The following is a 21,981-nucleotide window of genomic DNA, read 5'->3' as shown; positions in this document are numbered from 1 at the left end:
AACCCAACCGCAAAAATCAAGCCTTTGTAAGCAATTCATCACTTCATTTTTGTCGGTGTTGTTTCTTTTATTTTTCTTTGGATCACCAAATGGGTAAAATATTAGTAAAGCCAATAAAAACACCTTTTTTTAAATAAATCATTCATTATCATAAAAGATTAAGCATGTGCCGAACCTCGGTCAGTCATGTAAATCATTAAAAAGCCAATTTATACCATGAAATTATTAGAAGGAAAAACCGCACTTGTAACAGGAGCCTCAAAAGGCATAGGGTACGCCATTGCTCATAAATACGCCGAACAGGGTGCCAACATAGCATTCACTTATCTATCCAGTGTTGAAAAAGGTCAGGCTCTTGAAAAAGAGCTTCAGGAAAAAGGCGTTAAAGCCAAAGGTTACCGTTCTGATGCTTCGGATTTCGCTGCTGCAGAGCAGCTTATTAATGACGTGGTAAGTGATTTCGGTTCTTTGGATATCCTGGTAAATAATGCCGGCATAACAAAGGACAACCTTCTGTTAAGGATCAATGAAGCTGACTGGGATGATGTAATCAACATTAACCTGAAGTCTTGTTTCAATACCGTAAAGGCCGCAACCAAAACTATGATGAAACAAAGAAGTGGTTCGATCATAAACATGACCTCAGTTGTAGGCCTGAAAGGTAATGCCGGACAAACCAACTACTCTGCTTCTAAAGCAGGTATTATAGGTTTCACCAAATCTGTGGCTCTTGAGTTAGGGTCAAGAGGTATACGGTCTAATGCTATCGCTCCCGGCTTTATAGAAACTGAAATGACTGACAAGCTTGATGAGAAAACGGTGCAGGGCTGGAGAGATGCTATTCCTCTAAAAAGAGGTGGTAGTCCCGAAGATGTAGCTGAAGCTTGCGTTTTCCTTGGCTCTGATATGTCGTCGTACATTACCGGTCAGGTGATCCAGGTTGACGGTGGCATGTTAACGTAATGAGTATTTTTGAAATTCTGATCCTTTTTACGTTTGCAGGAGTGGTAAAAGCCATTACCGAAATCATAAACTATAGAAGGGAACGGAGGCAGGTTAAAGAAGAAATAAGACAATTTGAGGAGAGACATCCTGGTCGATAACAATGCAAAAGCCGTACGAAGATACGGTTTTTGCATATCTAATGGCTTCAGGATTTCCAGACTAGTTGTCATGTTGAAGGAGATATAGTAACTTCAAATTATGAGGCTCATTTCACATCCTGTACTATGTAATTACTATGTCACGTACAGGTGCAATGCGCGATGTGGCTTTTGTGATATCTGGGAGCGCCCATCCCCATACATCGACATTCAAACTGCGGAAACTAATTTTAAAGACCTTAAAAGGCTTGGTGTAAAAGTTGTTGATTTCACGGGAGGAGAACCACTGTTGCATCGCCAGATCGATAAGCTATTAGCGTTAGCCAAAGACCATGGCTTCATTACCACACTTACTACCAACTGCCTGCTTTATCCAAAATGGGCGGAACAGCTCAAGGGAAAGATCGACATGCTTCATTTCTCGCTTGACTCGCCCGATAAAGAAGAGCACAACAGGTCAAGAGGTGTAGCCTGTTATGATTTCCTGATCGAATCGATTGCTAAAGCCAAACTATTAGGTGAAAAGCCTGATATACTTTTTACAATATTTGAAACCAATGTCCACCAAATTGAGGACGTGTACAACAACATCTGCAAACCCAATGGGCTTGTACTGATCCTCAATCCGGTTTTTGACTACCATGAGGTGAGTACTGGTGAGAGGCTGTCTGATTCAACTTTACTAAAACTTCAAGAATGGGCCAGAAAGCCCGGCGTTTATTTAAATGAGGCCTTTATCCAATTAAGAAAAGATGGAGGCAATCATGTAAATAAACCGGTTTGCAAGGCAGGAAGCTCTACCATAGTTATCTCTCCGGAAAATGAGCTTGTGCTACCATGTTACCACCTGGGAATAAAATCATTCGCTATAAATGGCAATCTCTACCAGGTTTACAAATCCGAGGAAGTACAAAAACTGATTTCACTGGAAGGCAAATTTCCTCAATGCGAAGGTTGTACCATCAACTGTTACATGCAACCTTCCTTCGCAGTGGAGCTTAATAAATATTGGTGGAAAGCACTGCCCAGCACCATCAAGTATAATCGCATGAAAGGAACCTGGAAGCAGCTTCTTTGAAAATATCCTGAAAAAAATCCGGCACTCAAATTTCTACTGACATAGGGCTGTCACCCATAGCTACTTTCTTTGCTCTATAGAAAGCAAAAGCTAATTTAAAAATATTGATAATGACATCGTTAGAATATCCAAAGCAAGAGGCAGCTATAGTTAAGATCGTAATATATAAAGTAAAGCATCACCACCCGGATGATTTCGAAGAAGTACATAGCCTTATACGTTCTGAGATTGAAAAGTTTCCGGGTTTTATGGAATACAGGACGTTAAAGGCAATGAGTAATGATCTGTTGTTTATTGATCTTGTAAAATGGAGCTCTCCTGATTCTGCTAAAGCTGCAGCAAACAAAATAAACCACATGAAGGAGTTTGTACCTTTAATGTCTGCCTTTGATGACATACTCATTATGGATGCCTTTGAACTATTTACGGATGAAGTTTTCAGGCACCGCAGAAAGCCGGACCTGTTTAAGAATGATTCTAATTATTACAAAGTCACAAAAGAACCGGTGCTTATTGAACTTGATCCTACAAATTATTTATCAATACAAGGGGTAAGCGCTCCTGACAACCGTAGATTTACGGAGGCATTAGAAGCAGTGCATGCTGTAGCCTGTCATTTAAAATTTACCAGCAAGGCTGCAGGCAAAGACTTTGTAGTCTCTAAAATAGAAGAACAATGGTGGGTTGAGTCTGATGTACCTTTTAATGAAGCTCCACGGGAAGACTGGTACTGGAACATTCTGATTCGTCTGCCTGAATTTATAACATCAAATAACGTTGACGAAGCCGCAGCAGAAGTTATAGGCAAAAACAACATTATGCTGGCCAGTGAAGTTCAGTTCATTACTCTTAATGAAGGCAAAAGTGTACAAGTTCTACATGTTGGCCCTTATGGCACTGAGAAGTCAGCCATCGAAAAGGTAACAAGCTTTATCCACGAGAACAGACTGCAAGTAAATGGCCATCATCACAAAATTTATATTTCTGATCCGAGAAACACTCCCGAAAGAGAATTAAAAACGATTATAAGATACCCGGTTTGCATGGCACCAAAATCAGTCATGGCTCACTAGATTTCAGAGGTAACCCCGTGATCAGAATTTTTTTTGTTAATTCACCGACAAATAAGTCAATTCGTCGATCAAACCCGTAGAAGAGAATGAAAAATTGGGTTATTTTAAGATAACGGCAAATAAAATACTGACCATGGTCGTTACTAGTTCTACAACCCAAATAAAACCATGCAAAACGAAAAAAAAGAAATCAAATTGAAAAGGGCCCTGATACTGGGGAACTTTTATAACAAAAGTGTTCGTATCGTTAAAATCATCAACGAAGGGTATGAAACCATTGTCGACACTATTGTAGGTTTAAAGCAGGACATAGTTTTAACCAAGGGAGGCTTATCCATTCCCAAAGCTTCTATTAAGACCATATATCAGCTTTAGGGTTTAAAGAATAGTCAACTGCATTCTTAAAACATAAAACCTAACCGGATATAGAAAAGAGTTTCTTCTTCGGAGTGGCCGACCTCGGCTGACAATACAGCCGTATTGAATGGAGCAACCCATAAACCGCCTCCGTAGCCATGATGCCACAGGCTGGAATCTTCACCGTCCAGCCAAACTCTTCCTATATCGTTAAAAGCCAATATTCCCATACTGGCAGGAAATATGTACGTACGGAAAGAGAATAAATTCCAGCGTACTTCAAAATTGTTATAGAGTTTGCTATCACCATAAAACCTTGTTTTGCGGTATCCGCGTAGTTCTGATTTACCATCCAGGACCTGAGCCTGATAGAATTCGTAATCCCCGAAATTGCTTCCGGCACCAAAACGCGTGGCCAATGTAAATGACGACGGCAACCTGAGTGTGTAATAAAAAGCCAGCTCTGAATTGAAGGATGAAAAGGTCTTTTCTGCATGGCTTATCCCGGTCAGTACAGATGCTTCATTGCTCCAGAAAACACCCGCGGTAGTCAATTGGGCACTATTACGTTTATCAAAAGTCAGGTTTATCGCACCTCCTGTATAGCTTTGGTAAACATCAAAGTCTACCGTACCGGTAGCATTGTTAAAATCATTTATGAAGCGGTCGTCATCATCAGTATCTTCAATTTCAACGGACTGAAATTTATGAGAGATGGAAAAAGTGGCAAACCCTCCTACTTTCTTGTAAAGGCCTATATCAGACGACATCTCCTGAAAGCGCAGCCTGTAATAACTAATAGGTCGCCCCACATTCGTTACCTCGTCAATATCCTGATTAAACTCGGACTCATTGCCTAAGCCAAAAAAGTTATTTACATAATTTGGCTGTTTCACACTAAGTTTAATATTTAGGTTCCAATCACTTACCACATCCGTAAAATCACCTGTATACCGGAAATCATATGAAGAAGTTTTTAATGCATAGCTGGCGAGTAGCATATGCCTGCTCTTATAGGGCTCTTTCCGGAAACCATGCGCAGTGTACATAAAGCCTCCCCCAATGAAAAGGCCATCATCAGGGTTTAGATTACCCGTAACCAGTGGCATCAGCATATCATATTTAAAGGCTTTGCGATCATAGCGATTCACCTCCGGGCTGTCCGACAAGCGCCTCTTGCTTTCACTACTAAATTCAAACTCATTGCCGAGCTTTGTATCATAAAAAACGTTCTTTCGTCCCCAACCTGCTACATGTGACCGATCCTTTATTATATCTTCATCCTCTCCCCCGATAACTCTTACTTTAATGCCTTGCTTACTATCTCCTTCAATTAAAAACTCATCTTCTCCACCTAAACCATAAAGCCTTATCTCCCTGGTTTCATTTAGTTTAAAAAGCCGGTCATAAATCTTTTTCTTTTTATCACCATCCTTCTTCATTTTTCGAACCACTACATGTACATCTCCGTTTTCAAGTCTTTTTACATGAAAATATTCATGCTTATCACTGCCAGCTATATCCACCTCCCTGGCCAAAAACAAGTAATGTTCAATGGCATATTTCTCAAGGTTATCTCTTCTGGCCTTGATCTTTGCCCCAACTTCTTTCCCATGCAGGGCATAGATAGAATCTGGCCACTGACGGATAGCCTCGTCAATTTTTGCATCTGTTAAGCTATCCTGGATACCGTGAGCAATAGTCACCCAATCTTCCCGGGAAAGCCCTGTAAGAAATGAACGGTCAAAATATCGTGCATTAAACATAAAGCCTGACGGCCATCTTACATCGTAGTCAAATCCTTCCAGTTTCGGCAAGGCCCATTTTCTGCTTACGAGACCAGGCAACAGCCCTTCATTTACAAAGAATGCCTGATCACGATCGCGCGGAACGGGCCTGTAAATATCTCCTTTCTCATCTTCCTTTTTAAACCTTGCCCATCGCCACTGGTCATCGTGACGATCCCAATCTCCGATAACCAGATCAAAAAGCCTGGATTTCAGCGTAAATCTTTGATCCACTTCATTATCATTATCTTCCATGAGCTCATTTAATACTTTCGAAGTACTAACGATCTTTTCAGAATTGCCAAAAAAAGAAGCATCTGACCAGTCATCATCCGGTCTTTCTTCATAAAGGGCAAGTGTATTTGCAAATGTCTTTTGATATTCACCAAACCGGGGATCATCCGGAATATAAACCAGTTTAGGATTGGTATGATAAATACCTACCGCATCTGCAAGATGTGGGATCACAAATGCTCCATACGGGTGAGCTGCAGATATCTGATCCTGTACGAGGTCAACAGCAAAAGTCTCCCTTAAAAAGGCTGGCACGGCGTTTTCAGGATACTTTTCAATAGACCTCAAAACATATTGTTTACCGTTGGAAGCTTCAAGCCGCAGTGATTTGGTTTGCATACCACCCCCACGCTGCACAATCTGTAAGCCCCCGTGCTCAGTACCAATATCAAAAACAGGAACTTCTATTTTCTGCTTCCACTCTGCCCTGTAGTTTTCCCCCATCAGCTTTTTACCAAACCTTTTTCTGGTTCCATACTGGTTGCTGGCATTTGCAACTACCACGCTATCTTTAAGGTCAAATTTACGTTCAAACTCTGCGGTGGTAAGCTTGGGCTGAAAGGGCCTTTTAAACAGTATCTTTTCAAAAGATAGCTCCCCGGAAGTAGTATCACTTTTAGCAGGCTTCCAATACTGAACTCCAACTTCGCCATTCTTATAAAAATTAAGCCGTGCGAAACCATTTACGGACTCCGTGTATTCCGCAAAGCCCTTCGTTCGTACATATTCGGTTTTACAACCCGAGCCGCTTACAATGTAGTGAATACTATCCTTGTAAATATATTCCAGCGCATGTTCATGTCCTGAAACATGGATAAGGCCAGGATAATTGTCAAAAATATTGACCATGCTATTTCTCATATCCCTGTATTTAGGATGTGAAATGTCCTGAATATTGCCGAAGACCTTACGAAAGAACGGATATATAGAGCCTACAACAGGCAAAGGAATATATAGCTGTGGCGCCAGTTCTGTCAGTGGGAAAAAATGATCCTTGACGGTATTAAATCCGCCGTGATTGCCATAAGAGTACATAGGGTGGTGAGTGGCTACAATAATTTTCTTCTCAGGGTTTCTCTTGATTATATCATTCATTAATTGCAACACCTCGATAGGATTACCAGTAGGGCAATCCCCCTGTTGCTCATTGGGCTTGTCCCATCCATGCAGAAACCATTGTGTATCAATAATTATAAGTTCCACCTCCTCGTTAAGGGCAACAGCCACTGGTCCGGGACAACCATTATCAGGCAGAAAAACGTTGCTACCTGCTGCTTTCCCCTCAATATAATCCTCCTGATTTTGCACATAAGACCATCCGTAGCTTCTTCCCTGAGCCCAATCATGGTTTCCGGGAATAAAAAAGTACTTCCCCTCATAATCGGTTGTTAGGGACAATTGTTTATCAATGGCCGCTTCGGAGGCTTTCCGGTCAAGACTATATTCAGGAGGCATGCCTTTCGGATATAGATTATCACCCAGAAATATTAAGGTGCTGTTCGTCCCGGCCGAGTCAAGCTGCCGTTTGAGTACCTCAAAGATTTTCTTCTGTCCGGGAGTAATTTTACCGGCATCACCTACTAAAAATACAGAATAGGTTAAGGTATCAGCAGAGTTTGTTTGACTATAACTATTAAGGCTTAAAAATAAACCCAAGCCCAAAACCCCAAAAACCAATATTTTTTTCATAAAAGTGCGGTTGAAGTTAAAAATTAGCCAAATCCATTTTAACTTCTAATAAGACTTATAACTAATTTTAAAAATTTTACCTCTGGCTCCATCTCCTTCGCTGGAAAGATACATGGTACCATCCGGCGCAAAACATATACCTTCCAGCTGCCTGTAAATATTACCATCCAACCGGACAACCTCTTTAAGCTTAAAATCAGGAGACAAAACCACCAGCACTTTGTCGGCAGAAAGCCAGTATATATCGGAATTCAACGGGTGAACAGCGATGGCAGATGGGTCAAATCCGTGTATTTTGTTAAAAAATTTTCTCTTTTTAATAAAAGCTTCAATCTGTTCTTCTTCGATATGAAAAAGTGGCTCATTGGCTATTTTCTTTTCTTCGATAATATATTCATATACAGCTTTACCCTTAACTTTTTTATCATTGATTTCCCCCTTACCCTTGCAGGCAATCAACAACTTACCGTCCAAAACCCCCAGTCCTTCAATATTATTGCTAGAGGAAAGGTCGGTATCTGTTTCATCGGCCTTTACTTCTTCAGCATCAGAAATTTGGAATGAAAAAATATCGCCGTTGCTTTTTACCACATATACATAATTGCCAACTACTTCAACACCTTCGTAATCTCCTCCTTTTGCAAACTTTATTTTACGTTCAACCTCTCCGTTTTGTGCCTTTAGTACATAGACGTAACCCCGCTCATCTTCTACAGCCACAAGACGTTCGTTATTCAGAAGGGCAAGGCCTGAAATTTCCTCAAGATCGTAATGAAGAGAATATTTTTCATCTGGCGCATACAGCTTATACGGAACCTTGTGGTGGTCATAATCCATATAAACACTATCAGGAGCAGTATTTGTAATACTATTGCAGTTGATAGAAGACAGGGCTAAAAATGAGAAGACAATACATGTAAAAATCAGGTGTTTCAAAACGTCGGTGTTTGGTTTTCAACAAATTTCCAGAAAAACAGTTTGACAAAAAAATAGTCCATATTTTTATTAGTTATCTGTAGCAGTATCTTTGTGCATGCATTTAAAAAATGACCTTATTCTTCGCACAATCAAAGGCGAAAAAACAGAGCGTACTCCTGTATGGCTCATGCGTCAGGCCGGACGAATATTACCAGAATACCGAGCTGTAAGAAACTCCTTATCCGGATTTAAAGAGTTGGTAGAAACCCCCGAACTGGCTGCCGAGGTTACTATTCAACCGGTTGACATTCTTGGGGTTGATGCTGCCATTATATTTTCAGATATTCTGGTTATCCCGGAAGCTATGGGACTTCCCTATGAAATGATTGAAAAGAAGGGTCCACGCTTCCCTTCCACCATAAAATCGGCAGCTGATCTGAAGAAAATAAAAGTTGCCGGGGCCGATGATATCAGTTACACATTGGAGGCCATTAAAATAACCAAAAGAGAACTACACGGAAGAGTTCCGATAATAGGATTTGCAGGCGCACCATGGACTATATTCGCTTATATGGTAGAAGGAAGTGGCAGCAAAACTTTCTCTAAAGCACGAGCCATGCTTTACACCGATCCTAATATGGCCCACCAACTACTGCAAATGATAACTGACAGCACCATTAATTACCTAAAAGCACAAATAGCAGCTGGTGCTGATCTGGTTCAGATATTTGATTCATGGGCCGGTATACTATCACCCGTACAATATGAGCAGTTCAGCCTTAAATACATAAGTCAAATCTGTGATGCTATTACAGAAGTACCAAAAACTGTATTTGCCAAAGACGCCTATTTTGCAAGAAAATTGCTCAGCCAAATTAACTGTAACACAGTAGGCCTGGATTGGTGTATGGACATCAAAGAATCGAGACAGCTGTTAGGGGAAAATAAAACGGTGCAGGGCAATCTGGACCCATGCGTGTTATATGCAGATGAATCACGTATACAAGAAGCCGTAAAAACCATGCTGAATGAATTCGGCCCTCAACGACATATTGCCAATCTGGGTCATGGAGTATATCCCGATACCGACCCCGGAAAGGTGAGACTATTTGTAGATACTGTAAAAGAATATAGTACAAAAATTCGTTAAATTTATTCTCTTTCTTCCTGATACTTTTTAATAAAATAAGATTAACTTGTCTTTAGTTAATTATAAAATCATGAAGAAAACCTTACTTAATCTCATCATTTTGCTGTCTGGAACTGTACTTTATGCACAAGACAAGGCAGTTCATTATAAGGAATTACAAAAACATTTACCGGAATCACTGGCAGGCTTTACTGCCGAAGGTGACCCTGACGGTAATATGTTTGAAATGAATGAAATGTCGTACTCTTCAGCTATGAGGGAATATAGCAAAGGAGATTCCTTTTTGACAATTACGATCATGGACTATAGGGGCGCCGCCTCTATTTATCAGGGCACCACTATGGCGTGGACTGGCAATATGGCTTATGAAGATGAAGAGCAGAAGGCACACAGTGTTACTATTAATGGTATGAATGGCTGGTTCAGCTACAACAAAGCCGACAAGGAATCTACGCTTATTCTCGGAATTAACGGCAGGTATTTGATAACCATCAATATCACTGATAATGAAGATGAAGATTTGGCTGAAGAAATATCCAGGGCTTTAAACTTAAAATCCCTGCCCTAAGCAAAATTAGAGTGACTGCTTCTGTCTATGGCCAGAAACAGTTACTCACTCCTTAGTGACTTAACAGGATTAACAGTAGCTGCCTTTATAGCCTGATAGCTTGTTGTAAGCCAGGCAACAATCAATGCCGAGAGGCCAGATATAATAAACACATCAGCTCCAATGGAAGTTTTATATGCAAAAGCCTCCAGCCACTGGGTCATAAAATACCAGACTACAGGAACAGCCACGAACATAGCCAGAACGATAAGCTTGCTAAAATCCTTCGACAGAAGCAGCACCACACTCGCAGCAGAAGCTCCCATTACTTTCCTCACACCTATCTCTTTAGTACGTAAACCTGCCATATAAGACGCCAGCCCAAATAAACCGACGCATGCAATAATTATTGCCAAAACTGAAAACAGGCCAAGCACGCTGCCTGAGCTTGCTTCATTTTTGTACTGTTTGGTTAACTCCTCGTTCAAAAATGAATATTTAAACGGCTCCTGGGGAACAAACTCCTGCCATTTACTCTCAATAGCCGCTATGGTTTCCGAGAGTTCTCCTTCTCTGATGCGTATCGATATGAACGCTACGTTATTGAGACCATTCTCATCGCTCATAAGCACGAAAGGGCTTATTGCATCCCTGAGTGTCATATAATGAAAATTACGAACGACTCCAATCACCTCAAACTTTCTAATTAAGGGAGTATCTCCAGGTACTGTATTCGTTAGCTTCATACCAATAGGGTTTTCTCCAAGAAGTTCAGCCGTCCGCTCATTGACAACCACCGATAATGAGTCGTTGAAATTTTCTGAAAATCCGCGCCCCTGAACAATTTCAAACCCCATTGTTTCACTGTAATGATCATCCAGTTGCATTGCATTAACCGTAAGCACTTCAGAGGCTCCGGGAGGCATAAACTGAATGCCGAAGTACTGATTTACAGGCAGAGATCCTGACCCACCCACCGATAAAACCTGCGGAAGGTCTCGAAGCTCATCCATAAATGTTTTTTGCTGAGTATCAAGAATGTTAGCCCGCTCCAAAATCATCACCCGGTCCTTGTCAAACCCCAGATCCTTACTTTTTATATAAGTTAGCTGATCCCATACAATCAGCGTTCCTGCTATCAAAAAAATAGAGATGGCAAACTGAAACACAACCAAGCCATTTCTAAACCATGCAGTGTTCTTATTGGTTAAGATGTTTCCCTTAAGCACCCTCACCGGATTGAATCCCGACAGGACAAAAGCGGGGTACGTGCCAGCCAGAAGCCCAACCATGATGGCAAATAATAGAACCACAAGTACGTTTGCGGAACTAATCTCCAAAACAAGATTCTTTTCTAATAACGTATTGAAGTACGGAAGTGCCAGATAAACCAAAACCAACGCCATAACAGTGGCAGCAAGCGCGATAATGACCGACTCCGTGATAAACTGGCCTATTAATTGACCCCGGGCGGATCCAAGGGTCTTCCGAATACCAACTTCCTTAGCTCGTTCTGTCGATCTTGCTGTAGATAAATTCATAAAGTTTATACATGCAATAATGAGTATTAACAAAGCAATGGAAGTGAAGACATAAATATCATAGATATTACCACCTGCTGCAAACTCCCCTTGATATTCTATAGGATGCAGATGAATATCCTCAAGTGGAATAAGCGTATAATTATAGCCATTACCAGCGCTGACATATTGTTCGTAGCTCATATTGAGATTACTTTCTATTTGTGGGGCGGCGTAGCGTTTTACCATTCCGGGAAATTTACTTTCCAACTGCACTGCAGAAGTTTCAGGCTTGAGTTTCAAATAAGTGTGAGTGGTAAATGAGACAAAATTTTCATTTTGAAATATAAAAGGAAGGCTCCTCAAAGATGTAACAAAATCAAATGTCAGGTGTGAGTTCTCTGGTATGTTTTCGATCACACCAGTCACCAAAAATTCGCCAAAATCCGTATTTAGAGTTTTTCCCAAAGGGTCCGATTCGCCAAAATACTTAGCCTCTATATCCCGCGTAATCACTACACTCTGAGGCAGGGAAAGCGCCTTATTAAGATCACCCTTGATTGCGCGGAAACTAAACAGATCAAAGAAGGTGGAATCTGCTGCTATAAAGTTATTTTCTTCGAAAACCTTCTCATTGCCAGCGTCATCACTATACCGAACTATTATTGGGTTATTAGCACCTCCAAATACCCGCGTGGCGTTAATAACTTCAGGAAAATCACTTACCAATACATCGGAAAAAGAGTGAGGTGTAACCGCATAGTTGGTTTTATGATCAGGATAGAGCCTTTCCAATACAAATTTGTAGATCTGGTCTGAATCCTTATGAAAATCGTCATAGGAGAGCTCATCCTGAACATTTATTACAATCATAAGACAACTTGCAACACCGATAGACAGTCCTGCTACATTTATGAAAGTGTATATCTTATTCTTTAGCAGGCTTCTCAGAGCTATTTTAATATAGTTACGAACCATGGCATTAATCTTTAGAGTAAATATAATTACCCGATTTCAATACTATAAGTTACAAATAAACTATCAACAGCGTTTATAAGAAGACATATAACAGCTCTTACCCACCATAAAAGAAACCTATTAAACAAAAAATCTCAGCCAGCGTACGCTAACTGAGATCCTCAAATCTATAATTTTATACAAATTTCTATTGAAGCATTTTAAGCAAAATAGCAAGTTTGCTTTTCAAATTTCTTCTGTCCACAATAAAATCCAGGAATCCGTGCTCCAGAACAAATTCTGCACTTTGAAAACCCTTAGGCAGGTCCTTGCCAATGGTCTCCCTGATCACCCTCGGTCCCGCAAAACCAATCAAAGCACCTGGTTCGGCTATATTGAAGTCACCCAACATGGCATAAGAGGCTGTTACTCCACCGGTTGTAGGGTCGGTAAGCAATGAAATATATGGTATTTTCTCTTCGCTAAGCAGTGCAAGTTTCGCTGAAGTCTTTGCCATCTGCATTAATGACAGGCCTGCCTCCATCATTCTGGCGCCTCCCGATTTGGAAATCATCAAAAATGCAATCTTTTCCTTAAGAGAATGGTCAATAGCCCGAGCAATCTTCTCGCCCACTACTGAACCCATAGAACCTCCAATAAAATTAAAATCCATACAGGCAATAGTGATGTCGATCCCGTTAAGCTTGCCGTATGCAGTACGAACAGCATCCTTAAGGTCAGTTTTGGATTGAGTTGCCTTTATTCTATCAGGGTAGGGCTTGCTATCTGTAAATTTAAGCGGATCGGCAGATTCCATTTCAGGATCAAGCTCGGTAAATTTGTTGTTGTCAAAAAGTATTTCAAAATACTCTCTGGATCCTATTCTTGCATGGTAGCCATCTTCCGGGCTTACATATGCATTATTTTTCAACTCTCTGGTGTGAACAATTTTGCCACTTGGAGTCTTAAACCAAAGCCCATCAGGAGCCTCTTTTTTAGCTTCTGTCGGAGTTTGAATACCTTTGTCTTTTCTTTTGAACCAGCTCATTAGGTTAATTTTATATGTATCAATCCTTTACAGGATATGACTAGTCAATATAAGTAATATAATCATTGCAAATATCTACAGTATCGGTCAGCTTTCAAAAATTAGCCTTAAGAATGTGACCAACTTGAATTATTTAGTTTATTTGCAAGGCTTTTAAAGCTAATTATTATTATCTAACCTATAAAAGAATAAAAAATGTCCGCTTCACAATTTAAAGCCGGAGTCTTGACCGGTGATGATGTTCAGAAACTTTTCCAGTTTGCAAAAGAAAAGCAATTCGCCCTTCCCGCGGTAAACGTAGTCGGCACAAACTCTGTTAATGCAGTAATGGAGACCGCCAGCGAATTGAATTCTCCGATTATTATCCAGTTTTCTAACGGAGGTGCGAGCTTCTATGCCGGCAAAGGGCTGTCTAATACAGACCAAAAAGCAGCTATTGCCGGAGCCGTTTCTGGCGCACACCATGTTCATATGCTTGCCGAGCAATATGGTGCAAGAGTAATACTCCATACCGATCATGCCGCGAAAAAGCTTCTGCCATGGATTGATGGTATGCTAACTGCCGGCGAGGACTTTTATAAGGTACATGGCAAGTCACTATACAGCTCTCACATGATTGACCTTTCAGAAGAGTCATTGGAAGAGAACATTGAAATCTGTAAACGATACCTCGAACGCATGAGCAAAATGGACATGACTCTGGAAATTGAGCTTGGAGTTACCGGTGGTGAAGAAGACGGTGTTGATAATACAGGAATAGACAGTTCTAAATTGTATACGCAGCCTGAAGAGGTGGCCTATGCATATGAAGAATTAAGAAAAGTCAGCGATAAATTTACCATAGCCGCCGCATTTGGAAATGTTCATGGCGTGTATAAACCCGGCAATGTAAAGTTGACACCTGTTATCCTAAAAAATTCGCAAGACTATATTCAGAAAAAATACAATACCAGCGAAAAACCAGTTGATTTCGTATTCCATGGAGGTTCAGGCTCTACAGTGGAAGAAATCAGAGAAGGTATTTCATACGGAGTTATCAAAATGAATATTGACACGGACCTGCAATGGGCATATTGGGACGGCATCCGCCAATACTATCAGTCTAATGAAGGGTATCTGCAAGGACAAATAGGAAACCCTGAAGGCGACGACGTTCCTAACAAAAAGTACTATGACCCTCGTGTTTGGCTTCGTAAAGGTGAGGAGACATTTAAAGCACGCTTGAAAAAGGCCTGCGAGGACCTTAATAACATTGATACGCTTAACTAAAACGCTTACAAACCTTTAAATAAAAAAAGATCGTCAAATTGACGATCTTTTTTTATTCATTAACTAAGTAGAAGGGATTACAATTTCTCTTTGATCCTTGCTGCTTTACCTTGTCTTCCTCTCAGGTAATAAAGCCTTGCTCTTCTTACTTTACCTCTTCTCACCACATCAATTTTTTCGATACTAGGTGATAAAATAGGGAATATTCTTTCGATACCAATACCATTGGAAACCTTTCTTACTGTGAACGTCTCACCGTTAGAATTTGGATGTCTCCTTTGTATTACTGTACCCTGGAATTGCTGGATCCTTTCTTTGTTACCCTCAGTAATTTTTACGTGTACGTTAACAGTATCTCCAGCCTTGAAAGAAGGGAATGAAGCTCTTCTCTCGTTGTTTTCTGCTTCCAATGATTTGATAATATCGTTCATGATTTCTATCGCTAAAAAGTCTCTGTTCCAAAAATCGGACTGCAAATATAATAATAATTTTATAAATACACGATACCATGTTAAAAATATAAAATGTATTAAAATATTTTTGTTTAATTATTGCTTGTCAAAACTGAACAATCCATCTCCTCTATAGTTTATTAACCAAGAAGGAACTTACAATATACGATTCGCAAACTTTATAAAAACCTGTAGTTTTGAAAGGCTATTTAATGTACTTGACTAAGGTTATAAAACAGAAATCCTTAATTACCTAAACAAACAATACAAAAATAGCTGAGGTGGTTGGACTCAGGGCCTTCAGAGTTACACAGGTATTACTCTAAGGCCCTTTGTTTTTTTAAGCATACAAGAAAGTTTCAAAGCTATTTAAGCAGATTCGGCCTTCTTTTCCTGGTTCTTTCTACTGCCTGATTAAAACGCCAGTCCTCTATCTTCTTTTCATGACCTGAAAGCAGGACTTCCGGCACCTCCATACCTTCAAAACTGGCAGGTCTCGTATAAACAGGCGGAGCCACAAGGTCGTCCTGAAATGAGTCAGTCAATGCAGAGGTCTCGTCAGACAAAACCCCCGGAAGCAAACGGATAATAGCGTCGGAAACTACAGCTGCGGCCAACTCACCACCGGACAAAACATAATCACCAATACTAATTTCCCTGGTCACAAAATGCTCTCTGACTCGTTCATCAACACCTTTGTAATGTCCGCAAAGTATAATTATATTTTCATACAATGAAAGTTGATTAGCCATACTTTGGGTGAACTGCTCGCCGTCAGGACTCATATATATTATTTCATCATACATCCGCTGAGATTGTAAATCTCGAATGCAGTTAGCGATAGGTTCTATCATCATCACCATACCAGCACCGCCACCAAAAGCATAGTCATCAATTTTTTGATGTTTATCGGTAGAGTATTTTCGTAAATCATGAATACTAACCTCTACAAGGCCCTTCTTCTGAGCGCGCTGCAGAATCGAATCAGAAAACGGACTGTCTAACAAGCGAGGCAGACATGTAATGATATCTATTCTCATATTATTCTAAGTAAACGTCCAGCAGCCCCTCGGGAAGATTAACGTTGAGAGTTTTTTTCTCATGATCAGCTTCGCCAATGATTTCATTATTGATAGGAATCAACACCTCCTTTCCATAATGATCAACCGCCAGCAGGTCCTGATTGGGGGAGGTGTAAACGTTCATTATAGTACCTATATCACCCGCCGTCACGTCTATTACATGGTATGAAATAACCTGATGATAGTAAAACTTATCTCCCTTCAATTCAGGAAGCATGGTAAGCGGTAAAAACAAGCCTCTGCTTTTTAGATCATCTGCTTGCTCTGCCGTGGTGACATCCTCTAGTCTAACAATGGCCTTATTCCCTTTAATAGAAATGGACTCAATAAAAAAAGGAACCAGTTTATCATTTATTTCAATGAAAACTGATTCCAGTTTCTGATATTCATGTGGATGGTCTACATCAAGTAAAATGCTAACCTCTCCACTCAAGCCATGCTTCTTGATGACGTAACCAAGTTGGAAACACTCACCAATATTCATAGCTATTATTCTCCTTTATTCTCTTCTCCTTCCGCAGGAGTTTCGCCTTTAGGTTCTTCAGTAACCTCAGCCGTTTCTGTTGCCTCTTCCTCAGCCTTTGGAGCTTCTTCCTCAACCACGTTTTTCTTCTTCAACGCTTCAGCTCTTGCTTCTTTCACTTTAGTTTCTGCTTCTTTTCTGGCTTTGGCGCTAGCAGCAGCTTCCTTGGCTATTTTATCTTTCTTAGACTCGATCTTAGATTCTTTCTCGTTCAACCAAGCTTCGAATTTCTTGTCTGCCTCCTCTTGCGATATAGCTCCTTTATTAACTCCGATTTGAAGGTGCTTTTTAAGCATAATTCCACGGTAGGAAAGCATCGCCCTTACTGTATCAGTAGGTTGCGCTCCGTTCATCACCCAATGGAAAGCTCTCTCTTCATTCAAATCAATAGTTGCAGGATCAGTATTCGGGTTGTATCTACCGATCTTTTCAATGTAGCGACCATCTCGTGGTGCTCTCGCATCTGCTACGACTACATCGTACAATGCTTGTTTTTTGCGACCTCTACGGGCCAATCTGATTTTTACTGCCATTTTTATATTTGGTTTCTAAAACTACGGATCACGTCCGCCCTTTAAAAGACTGCAAAGATAAGGTTTATTTTTGAAATAATTCACATAACACAAAAAACAAAGGGGGAGTAAGTTACTTTTTCACATAGGGCTGGAGTTGAATCTAAGGAAAACAAATACGTTTATTAAACGTTTCCAATGATAATCAGAGAAAGTTGCTCTTAAAATAATTGTAAGTATCTGAAAATGAGACAAATTCGCAAAAACGAATAAACGGTTTTTTAATTGTATATATCTTACCTACATTTGTTTTACAATTTCACAAGAACAGACCCATGGATAAATATTCCTACATTTCCAACGCTCACGGCCACTATCTGGATGAGCTTTATCAATCTTACAAGCAAGATCCTTCATCGGTAGACCAGTCATGGCAGAAGTTTTTCGAAGGTTTTGAGTTTTCCCTCCAAAAGTTTGGCGAAAACGGACATGCCACCTCTGAAGAAATCTCCAAAGAGACACAGGTGCGTAACCTGATTCATGCATACCGTTCAAGGGCACATTTGAAATCTGACACCAACCCGGTACGTAAACGGCGTAACCATAACGTAACACTATCTTACAAAGACTTCGGTTTGTCTGACAGTGACCTGAACAAAGAGTTTGAAGTAGGTAGTGAAATAGGGCTTGGTAGGGCCAGTCTGAAAAAGATTATTGAAACCCTTGACAAAATCTATTTGGGGCATATAGGTTTTGAGTACATGCACATCCGTGACTCGGAAATATTGGATTGGTTTAAAAGGAAATGTGAAAAGGAAGCCCTTGATACCAACCCTGACAAAGAAACAAAGCAAAGGATGCTTAGCAAACTCAATGAAGCCGTAGTATTCGAGAATTTTCTCCATACAAAATTCCTTGGGCAAAAAAGATTTTCCCTGGAAGGAGGGGAGAACACCATCCCTGCACTTGATCAAATCATACATTATGCTGCAAATTTTGATGTAAAGGAAGTGGTAATAGGCATGGCTCACAGGGGCCGTCTTAATGTGCTTACTAACATCATGGGCAAAACATACGAAGAAATATTCAGTGAGTTTGAGGGTACCACTGACCCTGACCTGACTATGGGTGATGGTGACGTAAAATATCACATGGGTTATTCCAGCCGAATTAAAACAGGGTCTAATAAGGACGTGTATGTAAAGCTTACACCGAACCCTTCACACCTTGAAGCAGTGGATCCAGTAGTACTAGGTTATACCAGGGGCCAGATAGATGACGAGTACCATGGAGACAGTAAAAAGGCTATGTCGATCCTTATACATGGAGATGCAGCAGTAGCAGGCCAGGGACTTGTTTATGAGATAATTCAGATGTCAGAACTTGATGGTTATACTACCGGCGGAACCATACATTTTGTAATAAACAACCAGGTAGGATTTACCACTGATTATGACGATGCCAGATCAAGTATTTACTGTACCGATGTGGCTAAAATTATAGATGCTCCGGTACTTCACATCAATGGGGATGATCCCGAGGCTGTAGTGTTTGCATCCAAGCTGGCTGTAGAATACAATCAAAAATTTGGCAAGGATATTTTCCTTGACTTGCTATGCTATAGAAGACATGGCCATAACGAAGCTGATGAGCCGAAGTTTACACAGCCAAAACTCTACAGTCTTATTGCCAAGCACCCTAACCCAAGAGAAATCTATGTAAAGACACTTATAGAACGTGGTGACATAGATGAAGAAAAAGCGAAAAAATTAGATAAAGAATTCAGAGACCTGCTTCAGGACAGACTGAATGAAGTGAAGCAAAAGCCACTGCCATACAAACCTCAAAAAGTGGAAGAGGAATGGCAACAATTACACAGGGCTAAACCTGAGGATTTTGACGAATCTCCTGACACTAGCATTGACCAGAAAGTAGTTGACAAGGTAGCAAAAGCTCTAACATCACTCCCTAAAGGCTTTAAACCTCTAAAGCAAATAGATAAGTTAATTAAAGACCGAAAAGTTAATTTCTTTGAGAAGCATGAACTAAACTGGGCTGATGCCGAATTGCTGGCTTACGGATCTCTATTAACCGAGCAGAAACTTGTAAGGATGTCGGGGCAGGATGTCAAAAGGGGTACATTCTCTCACAGGCACTCCTTCGTTTTCGATGCAAATACTAATGAACCCTATTGCAATCTTAATCATATTGAGGAAGGCCAGCAGAAATTTCAAATCTATAACTCCTTACTTTCTGAGTTTGGTGTTTTAGGTTTCGAATATGGCTATGCCATGGCCACACCAAACGCGTTAGTTCTCTGGGAAGCACAATTTGGAGATTTTGCAAACGGAGCTCAGGTAATGATAGACCAGTTCATCACAAGTGCTGAATCCAAATGGCAGCGCATGAATGGCCTTGTCATGTTGCTTCCTCACGGTTATGAAGGGCAGGGACCAGAGCACTCTAATGCCAGACCGGAGAGATTTTTACAGCTTGCTGCTGAGGAAAATATGATTGCTGCTAATTGTACTACTCCGGCAAACATATTCCATTTGCTTAGAAGACAAGTAACCTGGAATTTCAGAAAACCTTGCGTAGTATTCTCTCCGAAATCACTATTGAGACACCCGAAGGTAGTATCTCCAATAACGGATTTCACCCATGGCAAATTTCAGGAAGTAATTGATGACAGTTATGTAACTAAAAAATCGGTTAAGCGAGTACTTCTTTGCAGTGGTAAAGTTTACTATGATCTGCTGGAAGAGCAGGAAAAGGAAAAAATTAAGGACATTGCCATTGTCAGAATTGAGCAGCTATATCCTTTCCCTAAAAAGCAGTTGGAGAAAGTGCTGAAGCAATACAAAAACGCGGATCTATACTGGGTACAGGAAGAACCTTCTAACATGGGCTACTGGTGGTTTATCATGCGTTTCATGGAGGGCACTAAGCTGGAGTTAATCTCCAGAAAGGCCAGCGCCTCTCCGGCAACAGGTTATGCCAAAGTACATAAAATAGAGCAAGCTCGTATAATAGAAAAAGCATTTGACAAGTAATAACACATTAAAAAATATATTCCGATGAGTTTAGAAATCAAAATTCCTGAAGTAGGTGAATCAATCACCGAAGTAGTTATCGGCTCGTGGTTAAAAAGCGACGGAGACTATGTAGAACAGGACGAAATCATTGCTGAAATTGAAACTGACAAAGCTACTCAGGAATTTCCCGCAGAAGCTTCGGGCGTGTTACGCATCAAAGCCAACGAAGGAGATACAGTTGCTGTAGGCGCTGTAATAGCCGAGATCGATACCGATGCCAAAGCCGGCGGTAAAAGTGACAACTCTTCCAAAGAAAAAACTGCTGACTCCGGCTCTTCCAATGGATCCGGGGAAGCCAAGAAAACGGGAGAAATAAAAGAAATGCATGTTTCCGAGCTTGGAGAGTCAATCACTGAAGTTACACTCGCCTCATGGTTTAAAAAAGATGGTGACTTTGTTGAACTTGATGAAACTATTGCTGAAATCGAGTCTGATAAGGCAACATTCGAACTACCTGCCGAGGCCAACGGAATACTTCGCACAGTTGCTAACGAAGGAGATACTCTGGAGATAGGAGCCCTTCTATGCAAGATAGAAGTTATGGAAGGAAAGCCTTCCGGCACAACTTCTTCCACATCTCAGGAGAAAAAAGCTGAAAGTCAATCAGCGCCCGTATCCGATGAAAAAACTTATGCAACAGGCCACCCGTCTCCTGCTGCCGCTAAAATACTTGAAGAAAAGGGGATCAGCGCAAAAGATGTAAAAGGTACCGGAGTAGACGGACGTATCACAAAAGAAGATGCTGAAAAAGCTCAAAAGGCTACCCAACCAGCAGCAAAAGAAGCTTCTAAACCGGCCCAGACCAGCGCAAGTCCTTCAGGGGCAAGAGATGAACGCAGAGAAAAAATGACAAACCTGCGTAAAACTATCTCCAGACGACTGGTAGCTGTTAAAAATGAAACGGCAATGCTTACTACCTTTAACGAGGTAGACATGAAACCGGTGATGGATCTCCGTAAGAAGTACAAAGACCAGTTTAAGGAGAAATATGGTGTGGGTCTGGGTTTTATGTCATTCTTCACCAAGGCATGCTGCCAGGCTCTCAGAGAGTGGCCTGCGGTAAATGCTGCCATTGATGGCGAAGAAATAGTGTATCATGATTACTGTGATGTTTCTATCGCTGTTTCTACACCAAGAGGACTTGTGGTGCCTGTTATCAGAAATGCCGAATCAATGGACTTCCAGGGTATTGAAAGCGAAATCATCAGGCTTGCAGGCAAAGCTCGTGATGGTAAGCTAACTATTGATGAAATGAGCGGAGGTACTTTCACTATTACTAATGGAGGTGTATTCGGTTCAATGCTTTCAACCCCAATCATAAATGCTCCTCAATCGGCAATATTGGGAATGCACAACATTGTAGAAAGACCAGTGGTTATCAATGGTGAAGTACAGGTCAGACCTATCATGTATGTTGCGCTGTCATACGATCACCGTATTATTGACGGCCGAGAGTCGGTAAGCTTCTTGGTAAGGGTAAAAGAACTGCTTGAAGATCCGGCTCGCTTAATGTTGGGCGTATAAATA

The 21,981-nt window shown here is 40.8% G+C and carries 17 protein-coding genes; 9 read left to right on the top strand and 8 right to left on the bottom strand.

Annotated elements, in window-relative coordinates:
- Positions 1-216 precede the first annotated feature (216 nt).
- The 4 genes from fabG (at position 217) to LVD17_RS11290 (ending at position 3,629) form a co-directional block, all read left to right on the top strand.
- Entirely contained in the window at positions 217-963 is a 747-nt protein-coding gene (fabG, locus tag LVD17_RS11305) for a 3-oxoacyl-[acyl-carrier-protein] reductase (protein ID WP_233766841.1), read from the top strand.
- 240 nt (positions 964-1,203) lie between these two features.
- Positions 1,204-2,181, top strand: a complete 978-nt coding sequence (locus tag LVD17_RS11300; RefSeq protein ID WP_233766840.1) for a radical SAM protein — start codon at positions 1,204-1,206, stop codon at positions 2,179-2,181.
- A 110-nt stretch (positions 2,182-2,291) separates the two neighbouring features.
- Positions 2,292-3,254, top strand: coding sequence for a GyrI-like domain-containing protein (locus LVD17_RS11295; protein WP_233766839.1), 963 nt, complete (start codon positions 2,292-2,294; stop codon positions 3,252-3,254).
- A gap of 168 nt (positions 3,255-3,422) precedes the next feature.
- Positions 3,423-3,629 carry a hypothetical protein gene (locus tag LVD17_RS11290; protein ID WP_233766838.1) on the top strand — a complete coding sequence of 69 codons (207 nt, stop codon included), beginning with the start codon at positions 3,423-3,425 and terminating at the stop codon, positions 3,627-3,629.
- Positions 3,630-3,655: 26 nt separating this feature from the next.
- On the opposite strand, the gene LVD17_RS11285 is transcribed toward LVD17_RS11290, so the two are convergent.
- A complete protein-coding gene (locus tag LVD17_RS11285) occupies positions 3,656-7,381 on the bottom strand; it encodes a metallophosphoesterase (protein WP_233766837.1) in 3,726 nt (1,241 codons plus the stop codon).
- Between the two features lie 45 nt (positions 7,382-7,426).
- Positions 7,427-8,317, bottom strand: coding sequence for an SdiA-regulated domain-containing protein (locus LVD17_RS11280; protein WP_233766836.1), 891 nt, complete (start codon positions 8,315-8,317; stop codon positions 7,427-7,429).
- Positions 8,318-8,414: 97 nt separating this feature from the next.
- Between LVD17_RS11280 and hemE the strand changes: the two genes are divergently transcribed.
- Both hemE and LVD17_RS11270 read left to right on the top strand, forming a co-directional pair.
- Complete coding sequence (hemE, locus tag LVD17_RS11275) at positions 8,415-9,449, top strand: uroporphyrinogen decarboxylase (RefSeq protein WP_233766834.1); 1,035 nt, start codon at positions 8,415-8,417, stop codon at positions 9,447-9,449.
- Between the two features lie 70 nt (positions 9,450-9,519).
- Positions 9,520-10,017 carry a hypothetical protein gene (locus tag LVD17_RS11270; RefSeq protein ID WP_233766833.1) on the top strand — a complete coding sequence of 166 codons (498 nt, stop codon included), beginning with the start codon at positions 9,520-9,522 and terminating at the stop codon, positions 10,015-10,017.
- A 41-nt stretch (positions 10,018-10,058) separates the two neighbouring features.
- Here LVD17_RS11270 and LVD17_RS11265 read toward each other — a convergent pair whose 3' ends face one another.
- Both LVD17_RS11265 and accD read right to left on the bottom strand, forming a co-directional pair.
- Positions 10,059-12,494 (bottom strand): ABC transporter permease, encoded by a 2,436-nt coding sequence (locus LVD17_RS11265; protein ID WP_233766832.1) that lies wholly within the window; start codon positions 12,492-12,494, stop codon positions 10,059-10,061.
- Between the two features lie 187 nt (positions 12,495-12,681).
- Positions 12,682-13,521, bottom strand: a complete 840-nt coding sequence (accD, locus tag LVD17_RS11260) for an acetyl-CoA carboxylase, carboxyltransferase subunit beta (protein ID WP_233766831.1) — start codon at positions 13,519-13,521, stop codon at positions 12,682-12,684.
- Positions 13,522-13,716: 195 nt separating this feature from the next.
- On the opposite strand from accD, the gene fbaA reads away from it, so the two are divergent.
- On the top strand, positions 13,717-14,790 hold the full coding sequence (fbaA, locus tag LVD17_RS11255) for a class II fructose-bisphosphate aldolase (RefSeq protein WP_233766829.1): 1,074 nt from the start codon (positions 13,717-13,719) through the stop codon (positions 14,788-14,790).
- Between the two features lie 77 nt (positions 14,791-14,867).
- Here fbaA and rplS read toward each other — a convergent pair whose 3' ends face one another.
- From rplS to LVD17_RS11235, 4 genes are all read right to left on the bottom strand, one after another.
- Entirely contained in the window at positions 14,868-15,221 is a 354-nt protein-coding gene (gene rplS / locus LVD17_RS11250; protein ID WP_233766828.1) for a 50S ribosomal protein L19, read from the bottom strand.
- A 386-nt stretch (positions 15,222-15,607) separates the two neighbouring features.
- Complete coding sequence (gene trmD, locus LVD17_RS11245; protein WP_233766826.1) at positions 15,608-16,282, bottom strand: tRNA (guanosine(37)-N1)-methyltransferase TrmD; 675 nt, start codon at positions 16,280-16,282, stop codon at positions 15,608-15,610.
- A gap of 1 nt (position 16,283) precedes the next feature.
- Positions 16,284-16,808 carry a ribosome maturation factor RimM gene (gene rimM / locus LVD17_RS11240; protein ID WP_233766824.1) on the bottom strand — a complete coding sequence of 175 codons (525 nt, stop codon included), beginning with the start codon at positions 16,806-16,808 and terminating at the stop codon, positions 16,284-16,286.
- Positions 16,809-16,813: 5 nt separating this feature from the next.
- The gene (locus LVD17_RS11235) at positions 16,814-17,380 is read right to left on the bottom strand and encodes a 30S ribosomal protein S16 (protein WP_233766822.1); all 567 of its coding nucleotides are present in this window, start codon (positions 17,378-17,380) and stop codon (positions 16,814-16,816) included.
- A gap of 314 nt (positions 17,381-17,694) precedes the next feature.
- Here LVD17_RS11235 and LVD17_RS11230 point away from each other — a divergent pair, with 314 nt between their 5' ends.
- Both LVD17_RS11230 and odhB read left to right on the top strand, forming a co-directional pair.
- Positions 17,695-20,412, top strand: coding sequence for a 2-oxoglutarate dehydrogenase E1 component (locus LVD17_RS11230; protein ID WP_233766820.1), 2,718 nt, complete (start codon positions 17,695-17,697; stop codon positions 20,410-20,412).
- A gap of 24 nt (positions 20,413-20,436) precedes the next feature.
- Entirely contained in the window at positions 20,437-21,978 is a 1,542-nt protein-coding gene (odhB, locus tag LVD17_RS11225; protein ID WP_233766818.1) for a 2-oxoglutarate dehydrogenase complex dihydrolipoyllysine-residue succinyltransferase, read from the top strand.
- The last annotated feature ends 3 nt before the right edge of the window (positions 21,979-21,981 follow it).

This window comes from Fulvivirga ulvae, from assembly GCF_021389975.1.
Lineage (GTDB): Bacteria > Bacteroidota > Bacteroidia > Cytophagales > Cyclobacteriaceae > Fulvivirga > Fulvivirga ulvae.
Note: the sequence above shows the minus strand (reverse complement) of the source record. Positions and strands in the feature narration are given on the sequence as shown.

Bases quoted from the DNA above. Each gene is read 5' to 3' on its own strand.
- fabG (WP_233766841.1), top strand. From the start codon at position 217: ATGAAATTATTAGAAGGAAAAACCGCACTTGTAACAGGAGCCTCAAAA.
- LVD17_RS11300 (WP_233766840.1), top strand. From the start codon at position 1,204: ATGAGGCTCATTTCACATCCTGTACTATGTAATTACTATGTCACGTAC.
- LVD17_RS11295 (WP_233766839.1), top strand. From the start codon at position 2,292: ATGACATCGTTAGAATATCCAAAGCAAGAGGCAGCTATAGTTAAGATC.
- LVD17_RS11290 (WP_233766838.1), top strand. From the start codon at position 3,423: ATGCAAAACGAAAAAAAAGAAATCAAATTGAAAAGGGCCCTGATACTG.
- LVD17_RS11285 (WP_233766837.1), bottom strand. From the start codon at position 7,381: ATGAAAAAAATATTGGTTTTTGGGGTTTTGGGCTTGGGTTTATTTTTA.
- hemE (WP_233766834.1), top strand. From the start codon at position 8,415: ATGCATTTAAAAAATGACCTTATTCTTCGCACAATCAAAGGCGAAAAA.
- LVD17_RS11270 (WP_233766833.1), top strand. From the start codon at position 9,520: ATGAAGAAAACCTTACTTAATCTCATCATTTTGCTGTCTGGAACTGTA.
- LVD17_RS11265 (WP_233766832.1), bottom strand. From the start codon at position 12,494: ATGGTTCGTAACTATATTAAAATAGCTCTGAGAAGCCTGCTAAAGAAT.
- accD (WP_233766831.1), bottom strand. From the start codon at position 13,521: ATGAGCTGGTTCAAAAGAAAAGACAAAGGTATTCAAACTCCGACAGAA.
- fbaA (WP_233766829.1), top strand. From the start codon at position 13,717: ATGTCCGCTTCACAATTTAAAGCCGGAGTCTTGACCGGTGATGATGTT.
- rplS (WP_233766828.1), bottom strand. From the start codon at position 15,221: ATGAACGATATTATCAAATCATTGGAAGCAGAAAACAACGAGAGAAGA.
- trmD (WP_233766826.1), bottom strand. From the start codon at position 16,282: ATGAGAATAGATATCATTACATGTCTGCCTCGCTTGTTAGACAGTCCG.
- rimM (WP_233766824.1), bottom strand. From the start codon at position 16,808: ATGAATATTGGTGAGTGTTTCCAACTTGGTTACGTCATCAAGAAGCAT.
- LVD17_RS11235 (WP_233766822.1), bottom strand. From the start codon at position 17,380: ATGGCAGTAAAAATCAGATTGGCCCGTAGAGGTCGCAAAAAACAAGCA.
- LVD17_RS11230 (WP_233766820.1), top strand. From the start codon at position 17,695: ATGGATAAATATTCCTACATTTCCAACGCTCACGGCCACTATCTGGAT.
- odhB (WP_233766818.1), top strand. From the start codon at position 20,437: ATGAGTTTAGAAATCAAAATTCCTGAAGTAGGTGAATCAATCACCGAA.